24 protein-coding genes are annotated in these 22210 nt (G+C 41.9%); 19 read left to right on the top strand and 5 right to left on the bottom strand.

Features of this window, described 5'->3' with window-relative positions; translation table 11 throughout:
* Positions 1-113 precede the first annotated feature (113 nt).
* A complete protein-coding gene (locus C0979_RS11260) occupies positions 114-641 on the top strand; it encodes a spore maturation protein (RefSeq protein ID WP_101696114.1) in 528 nt (175 codons plus the stop codon).
* Here the strand turns inward: C0979_RS11260 and C0979_RS11255 are convergent.
* A complete protein-coding gene (locus tag C0979_RS11255) occupies positions 550-2430 on the bottom strand; it encodes a DUF885 domain-containing protein (RefSeq protein WP_101696086.1) in 1881 nt (626 codons plus the stop codon). The genes C0979_RS11260 and C0979_RS11255 overlap by 92 nt on opposite strands.
* 478 nt (positions 2431-2908) lie before the next feature.
* Here C0979_RS11255 and metG point away from each other — a divergent pair, with 478 nt between their 5' ends.
* From metG to C0979_RS11240, 3 genes are all read left to right on the top strand, one after another.
* Positions 2909-4879 (top strand): methionine--tRNA ligase, encoded by a 1971-nt coding sequence (metG, locus tag C0979_RS11250; RefSeq protein WP_101696113.1) that lies wholly within the window; start codon positions 2909-2911, stop codon positions 4877-4879.
* Positions 4880-5017: 138 nt separating this feature from the next.
* On the top strand, positions 5018-6004 hold the full coding sequence (locus C0979_RS11245; protein WP_101696085.1) for a diaminopimelate dehydrogenase: 987 nt from the start codon (positions 5018-5020) through the stop codon (positions 6002-6004).
* Between the two features lie 84 nt (positions 6005-6088).
* Positions 6089-6853, top strand: coding sequence for a TatD family hydrolase (locus tag C0979_RS11240; RefSeq protein ID WP_101696084.1), 765 nt, complete (start codon positions 6089-6091; stop codon positions 6851-6853).
* Between the two features lie 171 nt (positions 6854-7024).
* On the opposite strand, the gene C0979_RS11235 is transcribed toward C0979_RS11240, so the two are convergent.
* The 4 genes from C0979_RS11235 to C0979_RS11220 all read right to left on the bottom strand — a co-directional run bounded on the left by C0979_RS11235 (position 7025) and on the right by C0979_RS11220 (position 9627).
* On the bottom strand, positions 7025-8167 hold the full coding sequence (locus C0979_RS11235) for a tyrosine-type recombinase/integrase (protein ID WP_101696083.1): 1143 nt from the start codon (positions 8165-8167) through the stop codon (positions 7025-7027).
* 173 nt (positions 8168-8340) lie between these two features.
* A complete protein-coding gene (locus C0979_RS11230) occupies positions 8341-8976 on the bottom strand; it encodes an NINE protein (RefSeq protein WP_101696082.1) in 636 nt (211 codons plus the stop codon).
* Between the two features lie 68 nt (positions 8977-9044).
* Positions 9045-9260 carry an ImmA/IrrE family metallo-endopeptidase gene (locus C0979_RS11225; protein ID WP_101696081.1) on the bottom strand — a complete coding sequence of 72 codons (216 nt, stop codon included), beginning with the start codon at positions 9258-9260 and terminating at the stop codon, positions 9045-9047.
* Complete coding sequence (locus C0979_RS11220; RefSeq protein ID WP_101696080.1) at positions 9244-9627, bottom strand: helix-turn-helix domain-containing protein; 384 nt, start codon at positions 9625-9627, stop codon at positions 9244-9246. The genes C0979_RS11225 and C0979_RS11220 overlap by 17 nt, the downstream gene beginning before the upstream one ends.
* 215 nt (positions 9628-9842) lie before the next feature.
* Between C0979_RS11220 and C0979_RS11215 the strand changes: the two genes are divergently transcribed.
* The 15 genes from C0979_RS11215 to C0979_RS11150 all read left to right on the top strand — a co-directional run bounded on the left by C0979_RS11215 (position 9843) and on the right by C0979_RS11150 (position 22207).
* Complete coding sequence (locus C0979_RS11215; RefSeq protein ID WP_101696079.1) at positions 9843-10031, top strand: helix-turn-helix domain-containing protein; 189 nt, start codon at positions 9843-9845, stop codon at positions 10029-10031.
* Positions 10032-10080: 49 nt separating this feature from the next.
* On the top strand, positions 10081-10305 hold the full coding sequence (locus C0979_RS11905) for a hypothetical protein (RefSeq protein WP_101696078.1): 225 nt from the start codon (positions 10081-10083) through the stop codon (positions 10303-10305).
* 433 nt (positions 10306-10738) lie between these two features.
* Positions 10739-10876 carry a hypothetical protein gene (locus tag C0979_RS12045; RefSeq protein WP_200816266.1) on the top strand — a complete coding sequence of 46 codons (138 nt, stop codon included), beginning with the start codon at positions 10739-10741 and terminating at the stop codon, positions 10874-10876.
* A gap of 1 nt (position 10877) precedes the next feature.
* Positions 10878-11015 carry a hypothetical protein gene (locus C0979_RS12040; RefSeq protein WP_200816265.1) on the top strand — a complete coding sequence of 46 codons (138 nt, stop codon included), beginning with the start codon at positions 10878-10880 and terminating at the stop codon, positions 11013-11015.
* A 10-nt stretch (positions 11016-11025) separates the two neighbouring features.
* Positions 11026-11334 (top strand): hypothetical protein, encoded by a 309-nt coding sequence (locus C0979_RS11200; RefSeq protein ID WP_101696076.1) that lies wholly within the window; start codon positions 11026-11028, stop codon positions 11332-11334.
* A gap of 15 nt (positions 11335-11349) precedes the next feature.
* A complete protein-coding gene (locus tag C0979_RS11195) occupies positions 11350-11577 on the top strand; it encodes a holin (protein ID WP_101696075.1) in 228 nt (75 codons plus the stop codon).
* 33 nt (positions 11578-11610) lie between these two features.
* A complete protein-coding gene (locus C0979_RS11190) occupies positions 11611-13527 on the top strand; it encodes a hypothetical protein (RefSeq protein ID WP_101696074.1) in 1917 nt (638 codons plus the stop codon).
* Between the two features lies 1 nt (position 13528).
* A complete protein-coding gene (locus C0979_RS11185; RefSeq protein WP_101696073.1) occupies positions 13529-13708 on the top strand; it encodes a hypothetical protein in 180 nt (59 codons plus the stop codon).
* Positions 13709-13723: 15 nt separating this feature from the next.
* Positions 13724-14848 (top strand): N-acetylmuramoyl-L-alanine amidase, encoded by a 1125-nt coding sequence (locus C0979_RS11180; RefSeq protein ID WP_101696072.1) that lies wholly within the window; start codon positions 13724-13726, stop codon positions 14846-14848.
* A gap of 245 nt (positions 14849-15093) precedes the next feature.
* Positions 15094-15978 (top strand): 16S rRNA (adenine(1518)-N(6)/adenine(1519)-N(6))-dimethyltransferase RsmA, encoded by an 885-nt coding sequence (gene rsmA / locus C0979_RS11175; protein WP_101696071.1) that lies wholly within the window; start codon positions 15094-15096, stop codon positions 15976-15978.
* A gap of 66 nt (positions 15979-16044) precedes the next feature.
* Positions 16045-17418 carry a citrate/2-methylcitrate synthase gene (locus tag C0979_RS11170; RefSeq protein WP_101696070.1) on the top strand — a complete coding sequence of 458 codons (1374 nt, stop codon included), beginning with the start codon at positions 16045-16047 and terminating at the stop codon, positions 17416-17418.
* 3 nt (positions 17419-17421) lie between these two features.
* The gene (locus tag C0979_RS11165; RefSeq protein ID WP_101696069.1) at positions 17422-17676 is read left to right on the top strand and encodes a PF20097 family protein; all 255 of its coding nucleotides are present in this window, start codon (positions 17422-17424) and stop codon (positions 17674-17676) included.
* 39 nt (positions 17677-17715) lie between these two features.
* Positions 17716-18552, top strand: coding sequence for an ECF transporter S component (locus C0979_RS11160; RefSeq protein ID WP_101696068.1), 837 nt, complete (start codon positions 17716-17718; stop codon positions 18550-18552).
* 310 nt (positions 18553-18862) lie between these two features.
* Positions 18863-19558, top strand: a complete 696-nt coding sequence (locus tag C0979_RS11155) for a response regulator transcription factor (RefSeq protein ID WP_101696067.1) — start codon at positions 18863-18865, stop codon at positions 19556-19558.
* A gap of 12 nt (positions 19559-19570) precedes the next feature.
* On the top strand, positions 19571-22207 hold the full coding sequence (locus C0979_RS11150; RefSeq protein WP_101696066.1) for an MFS domain-containing histidine kinase: 2637 nt from the start codon (positions 19571-19573) through the stop codon (positions 22205-22207).
* Positions 22208-22210: the final 3 nt, after the last annotated feature.

The raw sequence follows: 22210 nt of genomic DNA, 5'->3' as shown, positions 1-22210 counted from the left end.
CGAGGGTTTGATTCTATTTTAGTACCCGGATGGTGGGATTTCAAGAATGAGAAGCCGGAAAAGTGACATATACTTTCAGGAAGAGAAACAAGAGACGGAAGAAAGGTGATTTTTTGAAGTTTCTATTAGCGGTCAGCGACTTTATTGTCCCGATGGTTATTTTTGGAATTGTCTGCTTCGGAGTGCTGAAAAAAGTGGAGGTATATGATACCTTTGTGAAAGGAGCTAAGGATGGATTTGCTACGGTGTTAAAAATTATGCCGACGCTGATTGGTCTTATGGTAGCGGTGGGGGTGTTGAGGGCGTCTGGATTCCTGGATTTTCTGGCGGGGCTGATGCAGCAGTTCACCGGGAAGATTGGGTTTCCGGGGGAACTGGTGCCATTGACGCTGGTGAAGATGTTCTCATCATCGGCGGCTACCGGACTTTTACTGGATGTGTTCAAAGAATTTGGAACCGATTCTTACATTGGACTGATTGCCTCAATCAGTATGTCGTGCACCGAGACAATTTTCTATACAATGAGCGTGTACTTTATGGCAGCTAAGGTTACCAGGACCAGATATACGCTGGCCGGAGCACTGTTTGCGTCTTTGGCTGGGCTTGCAGCCAGTATGGTGCTGGCTGGGGGAATATGTTGAAAAAGGAGAGAAACATCTGGGACGGAGTTTTTTGCAAAAAACTCCGTCCCAGATGTTTCCTTATTACGTCAAATGAGGCCGGTCCGATATCTAAAACGGCCTTGTGAAATCGTTTCTGGGAGAATTTATCTCCCCAGTTTTCCACAGCGTCTTTCTTTAATTCCAGGAATTCTACGTATCCGATGTAGTATTTTAGGTAATTACCAGGATCTCCGATGATGAGAGTGTGGATATCTTGAATTGTATCCGTATCCTGGATGCCATATTGGCGGAAGAATGCAACGGTTTCTGCAAATGTCCAGCCATCATAGTGGATTCCCATATCTGCCAGGGCGTACAGACCCAGCATCAGGGAGGAGTTTTTTTGCAGAATGGTGGCTTGATTTTTGGGAAGCGGGGTATAGTAGTAACTGATCATTTCTGTATAGGTCGCCCAACCTTCTGTATAGCCTCCATAGTTTAAGAGACTGCGTACGGGAGATGGATTTTGACTTGCATAGTAGGTGGTCTGGTAAAGGTGACCGGGATATCCTTCATGGGCAAGTGTTGTGAAAAGAGACAATCCATCAGGAAGGTGCCCTTTGTTGATGTAAATGGTATTGTTTTTGGTGGTGTCGATGGAAGGAATCATATAGAAGGCAGGGCTTAAATATTCTTCCATTGATTTTTGCACGTACTTGATGTTTGTAGTGACGTCTGGTGGTTTTGGAAAAGCGTTTTTCATCTTCTGAGACAGTGTGCTTAAAATTTCGGCGGGCTCATCAAAATCAGGAAGTGAAGTCTGATCTGAAAGGGGAGCAGAGGAGGAAGAACTGGCTAAGGGATCTGTCCTACAGGTGGTTAAAGCCGTTTGAAGACAGGAGAGATCGTCAGCCATCTGTCGCTTGGTTAGTTCCTGAAGTTGTGGAATACTTCGGTGAGAACCGGTTTCGGCGGCAACTAGTGTTTCGTAGAAGTTTTTTCCGTTTGGAAGATGAGCAAGTCCGTCGGAGTTTTTCCCGCTGTCCTTTAGTGATTCCAAGGCAGTCAGAAGATTTTGATAAGCAGGAATTACATAGTTGGAAATGCAGTTAGAATTTTCTTCTCTATAATGATCTGCTTGTTGTTTGGAGATGGGCAGTGGAGCAAGGCGATTTTGAAAAGAAGAAATTAAATAATTATCCGCACCCATGTCGATGAATGCCTTACATTCTTCTATAAGGGCATCGGCACAGTAAGCAGGCATAAAAAGATCGGATTGTGCCTTCGCTTTTTCAAAATTTATAATAGAAGAGAAATAATCAGGTGTCTTAGTTAACAAGTTTAAGTAGGTCTTTACATCATTTTCCGTATGGAACTGGTACTCAGACAATAGAACGGGGAGTTGAGACTGCGTACCGGTCAGTGGAGTAAGTGGTTCATCGTAGAGAAGATAGGGGGCTTGTGCAAGGGAGAGGGTAAGGGAATCTTCCATGACATCGTAAGTTAATTGATTTTCTTTGGATAGATTTGCCCGGTCATAGGAGCGAAGCTGCTCCAGGCTTTGTTGAATCGAAGCGGTGGCGGCTTTGGTGTCAGTTGAGCAGTGTCCATAGGTCACTGGAATTTTACGAATGCCGTAGTCGGTGGGATTTTTCAGCATATAATGGAGTGAGATTGTATTCCCGGAGACTTCCTGACGGAAGAACTGTTTGGTATAGTCCTCAAACTGCTGGTTCTCAGATTTAGCAGAAGTTTGAGAAAGAGCAGCGGTCAGAAGGAGAAGAAGGCTTGCGAAGAGAAGGAGAATTACAGAACGTTTTTTGGTCATAATGAATCCTTAAAGTTTTTACTTATATATATGAAGGAAAGCGGTATGATATGTGGAGGAAGAAATGTTGGTTGACCTTGACATTTAGGGGCGGATTATGCTACGATTTCTAACATGGTAAATAGGCAAACGCAATGACGAAGAGAGTACGTTTTTTGACATTTTACAGAGAATTCCTAAGAACCGCTTGCGGGGATGCTGAGAGGGATAGATGGAGACTGACGGAAGATGGCTTCTGAGTGGTGCGGCTGAGCATAAGGTATGAGAATAAATAGATTTCAAGACTTTATATTAGGCTGCAAAGGGATCGCCCTTTATAGCGAAAGATGCGACAATTATGGCAAAAGAGATACATTTGCCGGATTGGCACCTGCAGAGGCTCTGACTGTGAAGTGGGAGTGAATGGAAGTGGTAACGCGGGAAATTCCGCCTTCTCTGATTTTTCTGATTTTGGAAAAATTGGAGTTTTTTTATGCTTATGGAAAGGTTTGCTGTTTATACAAAGGAAATAAGGAGAGGAAAAATGGAGAATAATAAGAAATTTTATATGACGACAGCGATTGCTTATACATCTGGGAAACCGCATATTGGAAACACCTATGAGATTGTACTGGCTGATGCAATTGCAAGATATAAGAGAAGCCAGGGATATGATGTGTTCTTTCAGACTGGAACGGATGAGCACGGACAGAAGATTGAACTGAAAGCAGAAGAGGCGGGAATTACGCCGAAGGCTTATGTGGACAATGTTGCCGGTGAGGTGAAAAAGATCTGGGATCTGATGAACACTTCTTATGATAAATTTATCCGGACAACGGATGAAGATCACGAGAGACAGGTGCAGAAAATATTTAAAAAATTGTATGATAAAGGAGACATTTATAAAAGCTCTTACGAAGGATTGTACTGTACTCCATGTGAATCCTTCTGGACAGAGTCTCAGCTTGTAGATGGAAAATGTCCAGACTGTGGACGGGAAGTGAAGCCGGCTAAGGAGGAAGCATATTTCTTTAAAATGAGTAAATATGCAGACAGATTGATTGAGCATATCAACACACATCCAGAATTTATTCAGCCGGTATCCAGAAAAAATGAGATGATGAACAATTTCCTTCTTCCGGGGCTGCAGGATTTATGTGTGTCAAGAACTTCGTTCAAGTGGGGAATTCCTGTAGATTTTGATGACAAGCATGTAGTTTACGTTTGGTTGGACGCGTTGACCAACTACATCACCGGTATTGGATACGATGCAGATGGAGACAGCACGGAGCAATTCAATAAAAATTGGCCGGCAGATCTGCATTTGATCGGAAAAGATATTATTCGTTTCCATACACTTTACTGGCCAATCTTCCTGATGGCGTTGGATTTGCCGCTTCCGAAGCAGATTTTCGGGCATCCGTGGCTGCTGCAGGGCGATGGAAAGATGAGTAAGTCAAAAGGAAATGTGCTGTATGCAGATGAACTGGTTGATTTCTTTGGAGTAGACGCAGTACGTTACTTCGTGCTTCACGAAATGCCGTTTGAAAATGATGGTGTTATTTCCTGGGAACTCCTGGTTGAGCGTATTAACTCGGATCTTGCGAATACACTGGGAAATCTGGTAAACAGAACAGTTTCTATGACAAATAAATACTTTGCTGGTACTGTAACAAATAAGGATGTGACACTGGATGATGAAAATGCTGCTATTGATGCAGATTTGAAATCCGTTGTGGAACAGACACCATTAGCAGTTGAGAAGAAGATGGAAGAGCTGCGTGTGGCAGATGCGATTACGGAAATATTCAATTTATTTAAACGTTGCAACAAGTATATTGATGAGACAATGCCATGGGTGTTGGCGAAAGAAGAGGATAAAAAAGATCGTCTCGAAACGGTACTCTATAATCTGATTGAAAGTATTAAGTCCGGAGCAAAGCAGCTGGCACCGTTTATGCCAGAGACATCTGAAAAGATTCTGGCACAGCTTGGTGATGGCAAAGTGACAGAGAAACCAGAAATTCTCTTTGCAAGACTGGATTTGGAAGAAGTGCTGAAAAAGGTAGAAGAACTTCATCCAAAGCAGGAAGAGGAAAATGTAGAAGAGACGGACAAAGATGTGATAGATATTGAGGCAAAACCAGAGATCACATTTGAAGATTTCGGGAAAATGCAGTTCCAGGTTGGAGAGATTATTGCTTGCGAGGAAGTAAAAAAATCCAAGAAACTTCTCTGCTCTCAAGTGAAAATTGGAAGTCAGGTAAAGCAGATCGTTTCTGGAATCAAGAAAGACTATAGTGCAGAAGAGATGGTGGGCAAGAAGGTTATGGTTCTTGTTAATCTGAAGCCAGCGAAGCTGGCAGGCGTATTGTCTGAAGGAATGCTTCTTTGTGCAGAAGATGCGGATGGAAATTTGGCGTTGATGACACCGGAAAAAGCGATGCCGGCCGGCGCAGAAATTTGTTAAAAGGGACAGGGTGATTTTAATTTGGGACGGAGTTTTTTGAAAAAAACTCCGTCCCAAATTGACCGAAAAAATGATTCGTGATAAAATATCCGTGGCAACTTGGAAGTGAAACTGTGTACAGAAAGGCAGGAGTAAAGAATGGAAAAAATCAGAATTGGTATAGTTGGTTATGGTAATATAGGCAGGGGCGTAGAAAAGGCAATCTGCCGTAATGATGATATGGAATTGAAAGCAGTATTTACAAGAAGAGATCCATCTTCCGTAAAGATTGCAACAGAAGATGCAGTAGTGAAAAGCTTTGATGAAATGCTCTCGATGAAGGATGAGATTGACGTTATGATGCTTTGTGGAGGTTCTGCAACTGATTTACCGGTTATGGGTCCACAGGTTGTGGAAAACTTCAATATTATCGACAGTTTTGATACTCATGCAAAAATCCCGGCATATTTTGAAAATGTGGATAAATCAGCAAAAAGTGGTGGGAACATTGGGATTATTTCTGTCGGCTGGGACCCAGGGATGTTTTCTCTAAATAGATTGTATGCAGAGTCCATTCTAGTACAGGGAAGTACGTATACATTTTGGGGAAAAGGTGTAAGTCAGGGACATTCTGATGCAATCCGTAGGATTGAAGGCGTTAAGAATGCAATCCAGTACACAGTTCCGATTGAAGAAGCAGTAGACCGTGTGAGAACAGGAAGTGAGCCACAGCTTACAACCAGAGAAAAGCATCTTCGTGACTGCTATGTGGTAGCAGAGGAAGGCGCGGATAAAGAGGTCATTGAACAGGCAATAAAGACAATGCCAAATTACTTCGATGAATACGACACAACCGTAACATTTATTACCGAAGAGGAACTAAAAGCAAATCATAGTAAAATGCCGCATGGTGGTTTTGTGATTCGTACGGGAGAGACGGGAACCGACGGCAACAAACACGTGATAGAATATTCTTTGAAGTTAGATTCCAATCCGGAATTTACAGCAAGCGTGTTGGTAGCGTATGCAAGAGCAGCGTATAGATTGTCAAGAGCTGGGGAGTGTGGCGCGAGAACGGTATTTGACATTGCGCCTGCATTGTTGTCACAGAAAACGCCGGAAGAGCTTCGAGCATCAATTTTGTAAATATATATAATAATGGGAAAGAGTTTAATTTGGGACGGGGTTTTTTGAAAAAAACCCCGTCCCAAATTAAAAATGGAGGATATTATGATTTTTGAAACGCATGCGCATTATGATGATGAACAGTTTGCGGAGGATAGAGAAACGCTTCTTGATTCTATGGCTGAGGGTGGTGTGGGCAATATTGTAAATGTCAGCGCAACCTATGATTCTTGCGAGCGAGTTGTGGATATGGTTCAGAAGTATCCGTTTATGTATGCGGCGGTAGGAATTCACCCAGACGAAGTTGGCAGTCTTAATGAGGAATCTTTTGAGTCTATGAAAACATTATTTCAAAGAGATAAAGTGGTTGCGGTCGGAGAGATTGGGCTTGATTATTATTGGAATAAGGAGAACCATGAAATGCAGAAGAAGTGGTTTATTCGTCAGCTTAATTTGGCGAGGGAAAAGAATCTTCCAGTATTGATTCACAGTCGGGAAGCGGCTGCAGATACGATGGAAATTATGAAGAATTATGCAAGTGGACTTAACGGTGTGATTCATTGCTATTCTTATTCAAAAGAAATGGCGTTGGAATATATTAAGATGGGCTTTTATATCGGTGTTGGTGGTGTCGTAACATTTAAAAATGCGAGAAAATTAAAGGAAGTAGTGGAAGCAATTCCACTGGAGTCCATTTTATTGGAGACAGATTGTCCGTATCTTGCTCCAGAGCCGTATCGAGGGAAACGCAATTCTTCTCTTTATTTATCTTATGTGGCGGATGAAATTGCTAGATTAAAAGGGATTACTAGAGAAGAGGTTGTTCGTCAAACAGAGGCAAATGCGAGGGAGATGTATCGTATTTGGTAAAGAAAAATTCATGTTTTCTTAATCTTTGTTTAAAAAAGTGCTTTTTGAGCAAACACTTTATTTATAGGGAAAAGTCGCTGAAACCCTTGAAAATACGCCGTTTTGAGAGTTTTTAAGCGGCTTTTTTAGATTCGGAAAAATGCGGAAAAATCGGATCCGTTTACAACACGTTTACAACAAATTCGGAGACGGGATTTTTTCAAGCTCTTCTCTTAGATCTTTCAGCTCCCTGTGTCCATAGGTATCATTCGTAATATCTCCGATCTTGTGACCGAGCAGTCTCTTACGGTCGTTCTCTCTAACGGAATATTCTTCGCACAGTCTAGAAAATGTATGTCGGCAATCGTGCGGGGTGTGCCTTTCGATTCCGATAGATTCAATGTATGAATACATTAAGTTTCTGAAATTCTGCTTAGACATGTGCATTATTGATCTGTATTCCTTAATCCTTCCTGACACTATCTGGAGTATTGCAGAATGTATAGGTACAATTCTGCCTCTGCTTGTGCGTGTTTTTAATCCGCCTGAGAATGATTTGGAATCTAGATCGACGTCGATCACGGACAGCTCGCCAATCCGATAGCCGGAATAGCACATGATCAGGAGCACCTGAGCAATATCATTATCCCGGTTTTTCCATAGAATTTTCAAATCTTCGTTGGTGAATGGAATTCCGTGCTCATCGTCATCTTCGATGTTTATCTTCAAAAGTTCAGTTGGGTTCTTTTCGATCATTCCCTGCGCCAGCGCAAACTTAAAGGTTTGTTTCATGCAGGAGTGCATAAGTTCCAAACTGGAATGTTTGAGCACAGAAGTGTCAAGAATCTCCTGTAGTTCATCGTATCCGATCTGATCAATAGGCTTATCGTGGATGGGCGAACAATTCCTGAATGCAGCGCGTGAGCTGTCGATACTGGATTGACTATATTTCCTCTTTCCGTTAAATTTCCAATCATAAAATTTTTCATAAACTTCTGAGAACGTAGGACTGCACGGAGCTTCCTTCACGGGTTTTGATCGGTTGTAATCTGCCAGTATTTGGTTAACTAGGTTGGAATCACCGGAAGGCGTCAATTCTGTCAGACTTTGTTCCATTCCAGGTTCATAGGTTCCGGCTTTATAGGCAGTTAATACTGCAAAACCTACCATCCAATCATTAACATAGCACAGAGCCTTCGGGGGCTTCTTCTGTCCGCTGTCGTACTCATCCGTGGCGGGCGGATAGACTCCGTATGGATTACGCCGGTTTTTGCCTAAGTAACGGATCTGTCCATAACCGTTAGGGAGCCTAGGGTGTTTCTTTCGTTTTGCCATAAGATTGCCTCCTTTTTAAAAAAATGGGTACAAAAATAACAGCCAGCATGGAACGAGTGTTCCGCTTGCGTAGGCTGCCCGAAGATGATACAATATATCTGCCAAATATAGGAATCTCTTCGGAGATTACGCACCGTCTCAGTGTCGATAGCGCTGGGGCGTTTTTTTGATTTCTATTTTCGATATGTAAATTTCAATTTAACGCGGAATCCGTTCCGGTCAATAACAACATCCCTGTTAGAATAGATAATCTTCACATTTCCACCCAAGATGCTTACTCCTGCGAAAGATAGCGATTTTTGATAAATCAAATTTTTCACAAAAAGAGCATACTCAGCCGGAATATATCCAACAAGGTTATTGTCTACAAGAACCATAACAGCATTATTGTCGTGCGGATTATTCGGATCCGGCATCAGAATTGCATTGGCGTCAAGCGGGAAAAATTCATAAGTTCTATTCCTACCCAGCTTTAGAATTTCGCTGTCAGGAAGATCATATTTAGGATTCCTTTTCATGCACCTCACGATGGAATCGCAATAGTAAGACGATCCGGCTACATCGATGCAAGCCTCATAAAGGCCATTCCCGATTGGAGAGCTAGGTGGTTCGGAAGTGAATTGCACGTAATCACACTGATGTTGATTTGAAGTAAGCGCTCTAATAATATCTACAATCCATCCAATTCCAAACAGCCCTCCTGTAAGAAAGTACAAGATTCCGGCTCCAATCCGGTGATCCAAGAACTTGTGTAAGCCAAACCATCCACCGAGGACAGTGACCAGCATTCGTGTCGTTTTATTTTTCATCTCATTTCCTCTCTTTCCCGACCTTACATACATTTATATAAACCCAAGGGGTTCATATCAATTAATTTCTATTTATGTGCAGATGCTTCTATGCTCTGCACGTTTTCCTTTTGGAAATCTTCGGACAATATATGCCCGATCGCGTGTAAGTACTCTTTTAATTGCTGTTCGTGGGTTAGTCTGGCGTTAATAAGAACGGTATAGGTTCCGTCTTCGTTTTCTACTACCATTTCTTTACCCTTGTTTGGAAAATCTAAAAATACAACATTAACATCCTGTATCATCAATTCCTCCACGTTCCTTTCGTTTTAAAGCAAGAGCCATATTGTGTAAGGCGACCAGATCATCTGGCTCCATATCTCTTTGGACGTCAAACAATGCTCTTAGTTCCTTATTCTCAAATATTTCTTGCGCTACTTTAGCGGTTTCATCATTCAGATAATATCTATCGTTTTCTTTTTCTTCACCTGTCATTAAATAATCTAAAGAAACCCCAAGATAATCAGCTATTTTTTGAAGCTTGTCCTGTTTTGGCGTACTGATCCCTCTTTTCCAATCACTCAAAGTTGATTGAGAGACTCCAGTTTCTTTACTTACCTTATATGGGGTAATCCCATGTGCTTGTAATAATTTACTAAAAATCTCATACATAATTTGTTCACCTCTCATAAAAATATAAATACTAAAGAAACCCGGTGCAAAAATATTGACACAAAAGGAAAACAGTAGTATAGTATGAGCATACACAAGAAAACCGTTGTAGTTTTCGAGTGTATGCTACGGAAAATATAATTTATCTGGTAAATAAAATATATCATAATTCCGTAGTAATATCAATTAAAAAAGTACGGAAAGGCGGTGCAATAGTGTACAAAAAATTTGAGAAACTTTTAGTAGAATCAGACAAAACTCCGTATAGAGTATCGAAAGATACAGGAATTGCTCAATCATTGTTGTCTGATTGGAAGCTAGGAAAAATCAAAATGCTTGGTGCAGACAAGCTAAAAATCCTAGCTGACTACTTCGGCGTATCTATCGAATACTTCTTAGAGTAACTTAACAGACAAGCTGTCCGATAAAAAGGATAGAAGGGCAGGTGTAGACGTGAATTTAATTATTACTAATGCAGCAGCCGTGGCGAGGGTTATTGGCTGTACACCCCAAAGACTCCGGCATAATGCACGGGAGAATATTTGGACGTTTGTACGGGCTGTCCCGCCAGAAAGAGGGAAGACACAGTTTCAATACCATACGATAGCAACGGAACTTGCCAAATACCTAGGTATCACAATGGAGGAGCTGGAAAAAAGAATTAGAGGGGAGGAATAAGCCATGCAAGGATGCAGATCATGCTGGAGAAGGCATCGGTGTAACGACAAGGATCGGTCAAGGGGCATGGCGTGTAAGGATTATGAAACAAGAGAGGATCAGATCAAAAAGACGCCGGCTAAGAGCCTTCAGGCTGAAACTGCAAATAAGGATCCGAAGAAAGATATGCGACTGGCTCGAAAACGCGGGACCGCAGCAGCTGAAGCGAAAGTTGATCACAGACGTGAAGGAGATCGCGGCGGGAGTTGCGTTCGGTTTTGTGGNGAAGAGTACACCGGGAAAATCTACGGGGTTGTAGTTAACAAAGTAGGAGAATCCGTGGAGGAGCGTCTTGCTAGTGCAGAACAGACTATAGATAAAACAAACACGGATATGCAGATGGCGGTCGCAGAGCTGACGATGTTAATCGCATCCTTGCAAGGAGGTGGCGCAGGTGTTTAACGAAAATAGCGTGATTGTGAAAACGTGGGTAGAACTGGTAAGAAATGGGACGTACAAGAAAGAGAGCGTTCCGAAGATCAGCAACTTACAGGAAATCGTATGGAAAGTATTAGAAGGGAAGGTAGAGTAATATGACGTTTACGAAAGACAGCGTATTGGTGAAAACATGGGTGAGTCTTGTACTTGCAGGAACATTTACTTTGGATCAGGTGCCGAAGCTCTTTAATTTAAAAAGCGTGGTTTCCGAGATCGTGAATAGTTTAATGTAGGAGGTGCAGTATGGATACACCTATCGACAGAGCAGAGCACCTAGAGTTTGCGAAGCGAATGGAAGATGAGCATAAGCGCATTAACCACAGACTGACAGACTTGGAAGAAACCGTCCGGCAGATCGGAGAGCTGACCACCAGTGTGCACAGCTTGGCGCAATCGGTCGAACAGCTCGTGAAGTCTCAGAACCGGCAAGAGAGCCGGTTGAAAGAGTTGGAAAACAGGGACGGGGATACCTGGAGAAAAGTGAAGTGGTACTTATTAACATTGGCGATCGGGGCGGTATTTGGATTAGTAGCTTCGCAGATCGGGTTTTAGAAAGGAGAGAAGTATATGTTTAAGAATAGTGTGTTTAAGCCAAGCGTAGACACGGTGGAGTGGCTTAAGAGAGCAGGAATCCGTTCAGTAAAAACAATGGCACAGACAGCGGTGGCGGTGATCGGAACAGGGGCGGTCATTTCCGCGGTGGATTGGAAGATGGTATTATCCGCATCGGTGGTAGCCGGTGTGGTAAGCATCTTAACAAGTGTGGCAGGTATTCCAGAGGTTGAGGGCGAGTGATCGTCCTCTTTTTTTGATTAAAGGAGGGAAAACATGAAAACCCTACAATTTGAAGTAGACGGGCAGTACATTTCACGGAAAGATAACCTTGTACCCGTTGCGAAATGTCGGAATCTCTACAAGGCGCACTTTGAGTTTCTAAGCCCCGAATGGGAAGGCACGAAAACAGCGATCTTTTCTCAGCGAAGTTATTCCAAAGCGCAGGTACTTGACGAGAAAAACGAATGTGCAATCCCGTGGGAATTTTTCGACACAGACATAGATATAAGAGGTACGGTGAGTGTATTCTGTGGAGATTTGGTGACAACAAATAACGCATATGTAAGTATAGAAAAGACAGGTTACAAGGACTCGGACGCATCTGTACCGCCAACGTCTGACGTGTATCAGCAGATTCTTGAACGGCTTGATCAGGTTTCGGGTCTGACGCCCGAGGACTTGGCGAAAGCAGTTGAAGAATACTTGGCGAAGAACCCGATTGAACTAACACCGATCGATAAGACGTTGACGAAAGAAGGGCAAGCTTCGGATGCGAAAGCCACAGGGGATAGGCTTAAGGAAAAGATAGACAAGAATCAAGGGGCGGAAAACAACGGAAAGATTCTTGGAATCGGTGCGGATGGAATGGTGGCTCTTGTGGAGAAACCAAGTGGCGGTGGAGATGGTATCCCGATTATCAACACCATGAGTGGAGCAAGTCCTTTGGTAGTTACTGATAGTGCGGAACGTGTGAATAAGGGAATGAGTATCATCGGAAATACCGTACAAAAGCAAGACCCACCACCAAGTCCAAGCAATCCACAGGAAATCAAGAATGTTGGAAAGTGGAATGAGGAAACACAGAAGTATGAGATTGATGTGATTTTAAATGGCGGTAACTTATGGAACAAAGATAGTGGCATTAGAGGTCACATTGATAATAATACCGGTGAGACTGTACAACATGAAACGGATGTAAGTTTTGTATACACAGTTATAGTTCCAATAGATGGAAAGTATACAGTAAGAGTCGAAGAAGAAAATGCATATGGTTCGTATTTTACCGCTGTATTCAATGATGAATATTATAGTCCATATATTAGAATCAGTCCTGGAAGCAAAGGTATTTTGACATTAAAAAAAGGCAAAAACAAGATTCAAGTTGCTGGCTTAGATAGCATGAATAATAAGCATTCTGAAAAAATAACACTCTTTTATGGAGATAACGAACCATCAACATATGAATCATACCGAGAACCGCAAACTCTTACCCTTACCTCAGACCGCCCTATTACAAAATGGGACAAGCTTGTAGAACAAGATGGACAGATTGGGTGGTTATACGGAAGTAAGCAGTACATAATTACAGGTAACGAAAACTTTGAAAATCGAGATGGCTATGATATAGAAAAGTTTTCGAATCGGTATTTTACAAATCCTGACATTTTATATAGTGTATCTGACCAATTAGTTGCTTCTAAGCAGTTTCGGTGGGTTAAGTATGTATATGCACCGAACATCATGGAAGAAGGGATCACCAACAATATAAATCAAATTCACATAAAACTGTCGAATGATAGATTAGGGATAACCGATTCTGATTCTAAAGAAACCAGAAATAAAAAATACACAGATTACATTAAGAAATTGTATGAGAGTGGTACACCAATAACTGTAATGTTTAAAGCAAATACCGAACAATTCATCCCACTCAAACAAGACCAGCAGGATGCAATCAGAGCATTAACAACCTACTATCCAACTACAGTAGTCACAGTAGACGGTGGAGAAGTAATTCCGAGCGTAGAACTAACCTACACCGCAGACACGAAGAACTACATAGACGGAAAAATTGCTAGTTACCATGCAATGGCTCAAGCAAATCAAATCGCAATGATGAGCCTGCTACCGGACGAAACCCAAGCAACCATGATTGAAAAAGATCAAGAAAACTTATTAGGAGGAATTTAAAATGAACAGCAAGATGATTGTAACACTTATGACGAACCTTATTAATAAGAAGTATTACGCTACAAAAGACGATGCAGTCGCAAAGCTAGATGTCTATTTTGCAATGAGTAGAATATCTGACGATGAATACGCAGAGCTTGTAATTCTTGCAGAAGCAGTATATGCAGAAGCGTCAATGTAGGAAAGGAGAAAGTCTATGGCACATTTATTTGTAATCGCAGGACACGGAGCAGGAGACCCGGGGGCAGTAGGACATGGATATACAGAAGCGGAAAGAGTAAGAGCCCTGGCAGGAAGGTTGTCGGCTCTTGGTGGTGGAAATGTTACTATTGGTGACACCTCACGGGACTGGTATCGAAGCGGTTTGATTAACACACTTAATATCCCGAAAGACTGGTGTGTGTTGGAATTGCACATGGATAGTGCTGGAGCATCTGCAAGGGGTGGACATGTAATTATTAAACAGGGGTATAGCCCAGACTCTTGTGATAATGCACTGGCTAACTTTATCGGATCATTCATGCCGGGTAGAGCAAATCTTATTGTTGGACGTAATAATCTTGCTAATGTCAATCGTGCTGCAAATCGGGGGATTAATTATCGCTTGTTAGAATGCGGATTTATCACGAACGCAGGAGATATTACAACGTTTAATACGAAAATGGACGAACTTGCAAGAGGCATTCTATCTGCATTTGGAATCTCTTCTTCACCGTCAGGCGGCTGGATTAAAGACTCTAAAGGTTGGTGGTACAAGCGGGCAGACGGAAGCTATCCACGCAGTGAATGGCTGCACTTGGACAGTTGGTACTGGTTTGATGCGGAAGGCTATGCCGTTGCGGGCTGGCAGCTGATTGGTGGTCGCTGGTATTATTTTAATGATGATTGCCGGATGCTGACAGGTTGGCGTCTGATTGATAACCGTTGGTATTACTTAAGCAGCAACGGAGACATGCTGACAGGCTGGCAGCTGATCGGTGGAAAATGGTATTACCTGACGCCGGAGAAACAGAAGGATAAAGATCACCCGCATGGGTCTATGCGAAGCGGGTTTGTAGAGGATGGAGGTCGGTACACCTATTACTGTATTCCAAAGGGCGATGGATCGCCAGAAGGGGCTATGATCACTGGCTGGAAACAGATCGATGGGGATTGGTATTACCTGAACGAGGGGAAAGAGTGCCAGCCTCTTGGCAGCATGATGCGTAACCATTGGCTTGGGAAGTACTACCTGAAAGATGACGGCAAGATGGCCAAGGACGAGACGCTTGAAATCGGCGGGAAGAAGTACGTATTTGACAAGGACGGGAGAGTAATATAATAGACAAACTCCCGGCAGCCTAAAAACTGCCGGGAATATTCCGTGAAAATGTCTTCCTTTTTTAGCTGAGAGTATCGAAGAGTTTCTGAAAAGAACGCTCTGTTTACAACACGTTTACAACAAAAATGCCAGCAAAGCCCGCAAAATCGTTAGAAAAATTTAATCTTTGTTTAAATTTTTTCTATATCATATCTCGTGAAATTATTGTATAATAATCGAAAATACCTGAATTCAAGGAGGGGAAAATGAACGGTCCAACACTGGGAAACCCACAAAATACGATTGAAATATTGCAAAAATACCAATTTTCATTTCAGAAGAAATTTGGTCAGAATTTTTTAATAGATACACATGTGCTGGATAAGATTATCCGGGCGGCAGAGATTACCAAAGAAGATATGGTATTGGAGATCGGTCCGGGAATTGGAACCATGACACAGTATCTGGCGGAGGCTGCCGGTAAGGTGATTGCTGTGGAGATTGACAGAAATTTGATACCGATTCTGTCAGAGACGCTGTCTATGTATGATAATGTTCGGATTATCAACGAAGATGTATTAAAATTGGATATTCGGAAACTAGCGGAGGAAGAAAATCAGGGGCGGCCGATTAAAGTGGTAGCGAATCTTCCTTATTATATTACAACACCTATTATTATGGGATTGTTTGAAGGACAAGTTCCGGTGGAGAGCATTACGGTTATGGTGCAAAAAGAAGTGGCGGATCGGATGCAGACGGGACCGGGAAGCAAGGATTACGGTGCGCTGTCGCTGGCAGTACAGTATTATGCAAAACCTTATATTGTGGCAAATGTACCGCCAAATTGTTTCATGCCGCGTCCTAAGGTTGGTTCGGCGGTGATTCGGCTGACCAGACACGATACCCCGCCGGTTCAGGTGAAAGATGAAGGGCTGATGTTTGAGATTATTCGAGCTTCTTTTAATCAAAGAAGGAAGACTTTGGCAAATGGATTAAACAATTCCAGTCGTTTATCATATCCGAAGGAAGTGATTGCCGAAGCGGTTGAAAAACTTGGGAAGGGGCCAAGTATCCGAGGAGAGGCGCTGACGTTGGAAGAATTTGCAAGGCTGAGCGATATTTTAAGCGAAAGCAGACATGAGCAGGGATAATTATCAGAAGCGATGATTATATAAAGTACAGATTGAAAATAATTACGGGCAGAAAGGATGATGGCTATGGCAGAAAAAAGAGTAGAGTATGCATTGTTTGAAATCACACCGGAGATTGAGCATCTGGCAAAATTGTGTGAGGAAAATAACGCGATTGAGAAGGAACTGTATGCGAAGTACGAGGTAAAGCGTGGGCTTCGTGATTTGAACGGAAAAGGTGTTCTTGCCGGTTTGACGAATATATCTGATGTATGTGCTACGAAAATTGTGGATGGAAAAGAGGTTCCATGCGAAGGAAATCTTTACTATCGCGGCTATAACATCAAAGACCTTGTCCGTGGATTTTTAAATGATAAACATTTTGGATTTGAGGAAATTTCTTATCTGTTGTTGTTTGGGGAATTGCCAAGTGAGCAGGAGCTGGAGGCTTATAAAAAGACATTGGTAGAGCGCAGAACTCTACCGCCTACTTTTGTAAGAGATGTGATTATGAAGGCTGCGAGCCGGGATATGATGAATAGTTTGTCCCGTTCTATTTTGAGCTTGTATACTTATGATGCAAAAGCAGATGATACTTCTATTCCGAATGTGCTTCGTCAGTGTCTGAATTTGATCAGTCAGTTCCCTATGATGATGGTGTACGGATATCATGCGTATAATTACCGGATGGGAGATGATTTGTTCATCTATGCTCCGTCGCCAAAGCTGTCTGTGGCGGAAAATATTCTGATGATGTTAAGAGAAGACCGTAAATATACAGAATTGGAAGCGAAAATTCTGGATATGGCATTGGTGCTTCATATGGATCACGGCGGTGGTAACAACTCCACGTTTACGACACATGTTGTAACCTCTTCAGGAACCGATACTTATTCTACTATGGCAGCAGCTATGGCATCGTTAAAGGGACCTAAGCATGGCGGTGCAAATATTAAAGTGACACAGATGTTTGAGGATATGAAAGAGCATGTATCCGATTGGGAGGATCAGGACGAAGTTCGCCAGTACTTGGTAGATTTGCTGGAGAAACGTGCTTTTGATAAGAAGGGATTAATTTACGGAATGGGTCATGCCGTTTATTCAGTATCCGATCCGCGAGCAGATATTTTCAAAGGTTTTGTAAAACAGCTTGCAAAAGAAAAGGGACGTGAAAAAGAGTATGCGCTCTATGAATCTGTTGAGCATATTGCGCCGGAAGTAATTGGAGAGAAACGTAAGATTTACAAAGGAGTAAATGCAAATGTAGATTTCTACAGTGGTTTGGTGTACAGTATGTTAGACCTTCCGTCATCTCTATATACGCCGATTTTTGCGGCAGCTCGTATTGTTGGATGGAGTGCGCATCGTTTGGAAGAGTTGAAAAATGTAGACAAAATTATTCGTCCGGCTTATAAGCCTTTGGCAGCACATCGTGAATATGTGCGTATGGAGGACCGTTAATTTATGAAATGTCCCTATTGCGGAAATGAAATGATACATGGAATGATACATATTGATTCCAACGGTACATTTTTTGAACAGAGGTTTGTCAGTGATAACGATACTCCTGTCAAGGAGAAAAGACAGATTATGAAAAGGTTGTTGGGCGTTTATGCGCCGGCTTATACCAATATGAAGGAGTGTTCTGATGCATGGTGCTGTGAGTCTTGCAAAAAAGTTTTTGGAGAGTTCCCATTAAGAGAAGAGTGGGAAGGGTAGAGCGCGCAGAAACTGAAAGACTAGGAAGAGGAGACGAATATGACACAGCAATATTTAGATTTGGAAAAAAATGTACCGGTTCATGTATTTCCTAAGGCTCAGAAAGAAGTCGATCGCTATTGGAAATGGTGTCATATTTGGAAAGGGATTACGTTGGTAGCGCTTGTGAGCGTGATCCTGGCAAATGTTATGGGTCTTGTTGGAATTACCAGTGCGCTGATGGTTCCGACCTATTTTCTGGCACTTGCAAGTATGGCAATTTATATCGGGTATCGAGTAAAATATTCAAAAAAATGGAAAAATTTCCTGCTTAAGGAGTGTAATCCGGGAAAGGAACTTTCTGTTTTATGGGCGCTTTTGCCGAAAACGTCGTGTGTGAAAAGTAACCTTTGGAGTAGACATTTCTATAATGTGGGGATTACTTTGTTTTACGCTGGTAGAAGAGAAGATGCAGAGAAAATCTTTCCACTATTTGTAAAATATTGTCCAGATGCATCCGGGGAGTTCAAGTACGAACTCCTTCGGATGACAATTGCGTTTGAGCAGAATAACGAGCAACAGCTGCAAAGGTCCTGTGATCGGTTAAGACAGCTGGAAATGATGGTAAAGCCCAAAGGAAAGCTTTGGACATTATATCAGGATCGATTGAGATATCCGATGCTAATACAGCTTGAGAAGAGTGGACAGTATGAAGAACTTTATCACATATGGCAGCAGACTGGAAACAGGCAACACTCCAGACTTGCGGAGGTGGTCAGACAGTTTCATCTTTATCGGGCGGCAGAGGCAATGGGGAATGCAGAATTAGCAGAGCAGCACAAGAGGTATGTGCTTACATATGGCGGTACACTTTGGTATCGAACTTATGTTGAATAACAGAAATCTTTATTATACAGCGAAACCCCGCTAACCAAAGGTTAGCGGGGTTCGTTGTTACTATAGTTATTTAAAGGAATGAGAGTAAAGTGTGCACCGGGAAGGTTACGCCCGGTGTTTTACTTTATGAGGGGGGAGATAGTTGATGTGCTCTTCAACTATCTGACATTTAGTATACATGGAAATTATGTCCAAAGTATGTTGAAATTCTAAAAGAAGCGGAAAAATTCTTTAAAATATCTTAATAAATTCCCCAATCTCTCTTAAAAACTCCCTGTTATTCTTGTATAGTATAAGGGAGGTGATGAAAATGGCTAAAATATTAGTATGTGATGATGATAAAGAAATCGTGGAAGCAATTGAAATATATCTGCTGCAGGAAGGGTATGATGTACTGAAGGCATACGATGGAGAAGAAGCCCTGAAAGTATTGAAAGAGGAGAAAGTAGATCTCCTTGTAATTGATGTAATGATGCCAAGGCTGGACGGGATCAGAGCCACCCTTAAAATTCGGGAGAAAAACAACATGCCGATCATTATTCTTTCCGCAAAATCAGAAGATGCGGATAAGATTCTCGGATTAAATGTGGGAGCAGACGACTATGTGACCAAGCCGTTTAACCCATTGGAATTGGTAGCGAGAGTAAAATCGCAGCTTAGGAGATATACGCAGCTTGGAAGTACCGTGGAGTCAGAGCATCAGGAGGTTTATGAAACGGGTGGATTGTCCATCAATGATGATCTGAAAACAGTAACTGTTGATGGTGAGATCGTAAAATTGACTCCGATTGAATATAATATTTTGTTATTGTTGGTGAAAAATCAGGGAAAAGTTTTTTCTATTGATCAGATTTATGAAAGTATCTGGAATGAAGACGCGATTGGTGTAGATAATACGGTGGCAGTACATATCCGGCATATTCGTGAGAAGATCGAGATCAATCCCAAAGAGCCCCGTTATTTAAAAGTAGTGTGGGGAGTTGGATATAAAATAGAAAAAATTTAGAAAGGAGGATCTATGAAACAGCAATGGTATCAGTCACCGATTACAAAAGCGTTCCTAATTGCAGCGGAGCATATATTGGTGGCAGTTATGGTAGGATGTATTCTTTTATTATATTGTTATCCAGTGATGGGAAGTGAGCTTCTGCATGGAAAACCAGCAGAAAAATATGAGGATACAGCTGCGTTTTCTACATTGATATGGGAGGCCTCCAATACCGTAATGGATGGAATCCGTAATGTAGATGAATTTGAGACAGACGGAAATTATGATCCGCAGAAGATTGTGGACATTGAAACTTATAGAGACACGCATAGTTTGTCCGGAGAGGATGAGCATGGTTTGGCTTACCGCTTGGAAGACCTTTACCAGTGGGCGCAAGAGTATTATAGCACTGGCGAGGGAGGCGTGATTTATAATGCGGCAGAAGAAAGACCGGCGGAAGCAGTTGATGGAGATAGTGAATATTACAAAATTATTGTTTGCAAGAAGCCAGATGGTTCTTACCATTATTATTCTTATGAAGAATTTAAAAATATGATCGACAGTGGAGAGCTTCAATTTGTAGTTACGGAAGATGAATCCACTTCAGAAGACGATCTTTTAGCGATGCTTCATTCGTCAGAATTGTATGAGGGAAATGCTGATCGTGTGGGATTCCGCGGACTGCAAAGTGAAGACGGGAAGATTTCCTATATTGATTGCTGGAATTATGACGGGCAGGTAATGAAGGAAAAAGTTCCGCCATTGAATGCAAAGAGTGTAGTGGATGTGGCAAACAATAATCCGTATTGGAACGGAAGGCTGAATGAAGCGTATGAGATGTTACATGATGCAATTTTTGGAATTTATGATGAGCTTTCCAGTTATTTGAATAAGGAAGAATATTATAAAGAAGGGGATACGAATCTGGTTTATCTCTATGCAGATCAAAGAAATAAACGGATTTATACGAATTGTGAGGCGTTTTCAGATTACACAAACTTGGAAAATAGCATTAAGAGCGTCCAGGCAATGGGAAAGTACGCGGTGATTCATCCGAAATTAAAAGATTTTGATACGAATATTCAAGAGATTGATGAAGAAAGCTGGAGGAATCATATTAAATTTAGTGGCCCAAATGAAGATAGTTTTGTATACGCTGTGGCGGTAGATACGGCCTATCCGATTCATGACACCTTCTATAATGAAGCAAAATTGTATCAGAAATATGGGGGAAATGCACAGATTCTTGCAGTAACAGCCGCGGTGTCGGGGGTATTTTTTCTTCTGATTTTGATTTGGCTTACGGTAACTGCAGGCCGCAGTAACCGGACGCAGGAAGTATGTTTAAATTGGTTTGATAAGATTAAAACAGAACTAGCCGCTGTTTTGGTAATTGGACTTTGGATAGGGCCGTTGGCCTTTGCAATTGCGGTGGCATCGGATATTTTCTTCCCGGCCGTTCAGTCTGTGACGCCATATCTGTTTGAAGAAGGGCAAAATGGATACGATTATGTTCGTGAAGCAATTCCGTATATTGCATATATTGCAGTGATGGCAGTTTATACCTGTGCGTGGTTTTTGATTGGCTATTTGAGCCTGGTAAGACGTATAAAACGGAAAACACTTTGGAAAAACAGTGTGCTTAGAAGTATTGGCAAATTTATTGGAAAAATTTATAGTCATATTCAATGCGTATGGCGGGCAATCCTAATATTTGGTGTTTTTCTTCTTCTCCACTGGATGCTGGTAATTACCAGTGGAAGCTATCTATTTGCCGTGTTAGTGTTTGGCGCAGATTTGGTGGCATTTGTCTATTTGATTTACCAGGCGATAGGAAAGCAGAAGATAAAAAAGGGAATTGAGAAAATTGCCGGAGGAGAAGTTGATTATCAGATTTCTGCGGAAGAGCTTTACGGAGAGCAGAGAGTGATTGCAGAATGTATCAACTCCATTGGTGAAGGGCTAGATTCTGCATTGGAAGAAAATATGAAGAGCGAGCGCTTAAAAACAGACTTGATAACGAATGTTTCGCATGATATTAAGACGCCCTTGACTTCGATTATTAATTATGTGGAACTTTTAAAGCAGGAAAATTTTGAAGATCCTAAAATACAGCGCTATCTGGAGGTTCTAGAACAGAAGTCCCAGCGCTTGAAGACGTTGACAGAGGATGTGGTAGAAGCTTCAAAAGTGAGCTCCGGGAATATTAGCTTAGAATACATGAATATCAATTTTGTGGAAATGATTCAGCAGACCAGCGGCGAGTTCGCGGAGAAGTTCCAAGCGAGAGATTTACAGGAGATATTAACGCTTCCGGATCAGGAATTGATCATACGGGCAGATGGACGAAGAATGTGGAGGGTGACCGCAAATATTTACAATAATGCAGCGAAATATGCGTTAAGGGGAACGAGAGTTTATGCGGACCTGAAAGCGGAAGATGGCTGGGCAGTATTTAATTTGAAAAACATATCTGAACAACGTCTTAATATTTCGGCAGATGAACTGACGGAAAGATTTATTCGCGGAGATATTTCGAGAAGTACCGAGGGAAGCGGATTGGGGCTTTCCATTGCAAAGACATTGACGGAAATACAAGGTGGAAAATTCGAGATTTATGTGGATGGAGATCTGTTTAGAGTTACAGTGAGCTTTCCGATTTGTTAATTG

It is taken from the genome of Dorea phocaeensis, assembly GCF_900240315.1.
GTDB classification, from domain to species: domain Bacteria; phylum Bacillota; class Clostridia; order Lachnospirales; family Lachnospiraceae; genus Dorea_B; species Dorea_B phocaeensis.
The sequence above is the reverse complement of the archived record's forward strand: the minus strand, read 5'-3'. Positions and strand labels throughout refer to the sequence as shown.

What these genes read in the sequence shown, in the direction of transcription:
- C0979_RS11170 (WP_101696070.1), top strand. Translation starts at nt 16,045, where the DNA reads ATGGCAGAAAAAAGAGTAGAGTATGCATTGTTTGAAATCACACCGGAG.
- C0979_RS11255 (WP_101696086.1), bottom strand. Translation starts at nt 2,430, where the DNA reads ATGACCAAAAAACGTTCTGTAATTCTCCTTCTCTTCGCAAGCCTTCTT.
- C0979_RS11235 (WP_101696083.1), bottom strand. Translation starts at nt 8,167, where the DNA reads ATGGCAAAACGAAAGAAACACCCTAGGCTCCCTAACGGTTATGGACAG.
- C0979_RS11225 (WP_101696081.1), bottom strand. Translation starts at nt 9,260, where the DNA reads ATGATACAGGATGTTAATGTTGTATTTTTAGATTTTCCAAACAAGGGT.
- rsmA (WP_101696071.1), top strand. Translation starts at nt 15,094, where the DNA reads ATGAACGGTCCAACACTGGGAAACCCACAAAATACGATTGAAATATTG.
- C0979_RS11165 (WP_101696069.1), top strand. Translation starts at nt 17,422, where the DNA reads ATGAAATGTCCCTATTGCGGAAATGAAATGATACATGGAATGATACAT.
- C0979_RS11195 (WP_101696075.1), top strand. Translation starts at nt 11,350, where the DNA reads ATGTTTAAGAATAGTGTGTTTAAGCCAAGCGTAGACACGGTGGAGTGG.
- C0979_RS12040 (WP_200816265.1), top strand. Translation starts at nt 10,878, where the DNA reads ATGACGTTTACGAAAGACAGCGTATTGGTGAAAACATGGGTGAGTCTT.
- C0979_RS11230 (WP_101696082.1), bottom strand. Translation starts at nt 8,976, where the DNA reads ATGAAAAATAAAACGACACGAATGCTGGTCACTGTCCTCGGTGGATGG.
- C0979_RS11220 (WP_101696080.1), bottom strand. Translation starts at nt 9,627, where the DNA reads ATGTATGAGATTTTTAGTAAATTATTACAAGCACATGGGATTACCCCA.
- C0979_RS11200 (WP_101696076.1), top strand. Translation starts at nt 11,026, where the DNA reads ATGGATACACCTATCGACAGAGCAGAGCACCTAGAGTTTGCGAAGCGA.
- C0979_RS11150 (WP_101696066.1), top strand. Translation starts at nt 19,571, where the DNA reads ATGAAACAGCAATGGTATCAGTCACCGATTACAAAAGCGTTCCTAATT.
- C0979_RS11240 (WP_101696084.1), top strand. Translation starts at nt 6,089, where the DNA reads ATGATTTTTGAAACGCATGCGCATTATGATGATGAACAGTTTGCGGAG.
- C0979_RS11180 (WP_101696072.1), top strand. Translation starts at nt 13,724, where the DNA reads ATGGCACATTTATTTGTAATCGCAGGACACGGAGCAGGAGACCCGGGG.
- C0979_RS11155 (WP_101696067.1), top strand. Translation starts at nt 18,863, where the DNA reads ATGGCTAAAATATTAGTATGTGATGATGATAAAGAAATCGTGGAAGCA.
- C0979_RS11190 (WP_101696074.1), top strand. Translation starts at nt 11,611, where the DNA reads ATGAAAACCCTACAATTTGAAGTAGACGGGCAGTACATTTCACGGAAA.
- C0979_RS11185 (WP_101696073.1), top strand. Translation starts at nt 13,529, where the DNA reads ATGAACAGCAAGATGATTGTAACACTTATGACGAACCTTATTAATAAG.
- metG (WP_101696113.1), top strand. Translation starts at nt 2,909, where the DNA reads ATGGAAAGGTTTGCTGTTTATACAAAGGAAATAAGGAGAGGAAAAATG.
- C0979_RS11160 (WP_101696068.1), top strand. Translation starts at nt 17,716, where the DNA reads ATGACACAGCAATATTTAGATTTGGAAAAAAATGTACCGGTTCATGTA.
- C0979_RS11245 (WP_101696085.1), top strand. Translation starts at nt 5,018, where the DNA reads ATGGAAAAAATCAGAATTGGTATAGTTGGTTATGGTAATATAGGCAGG.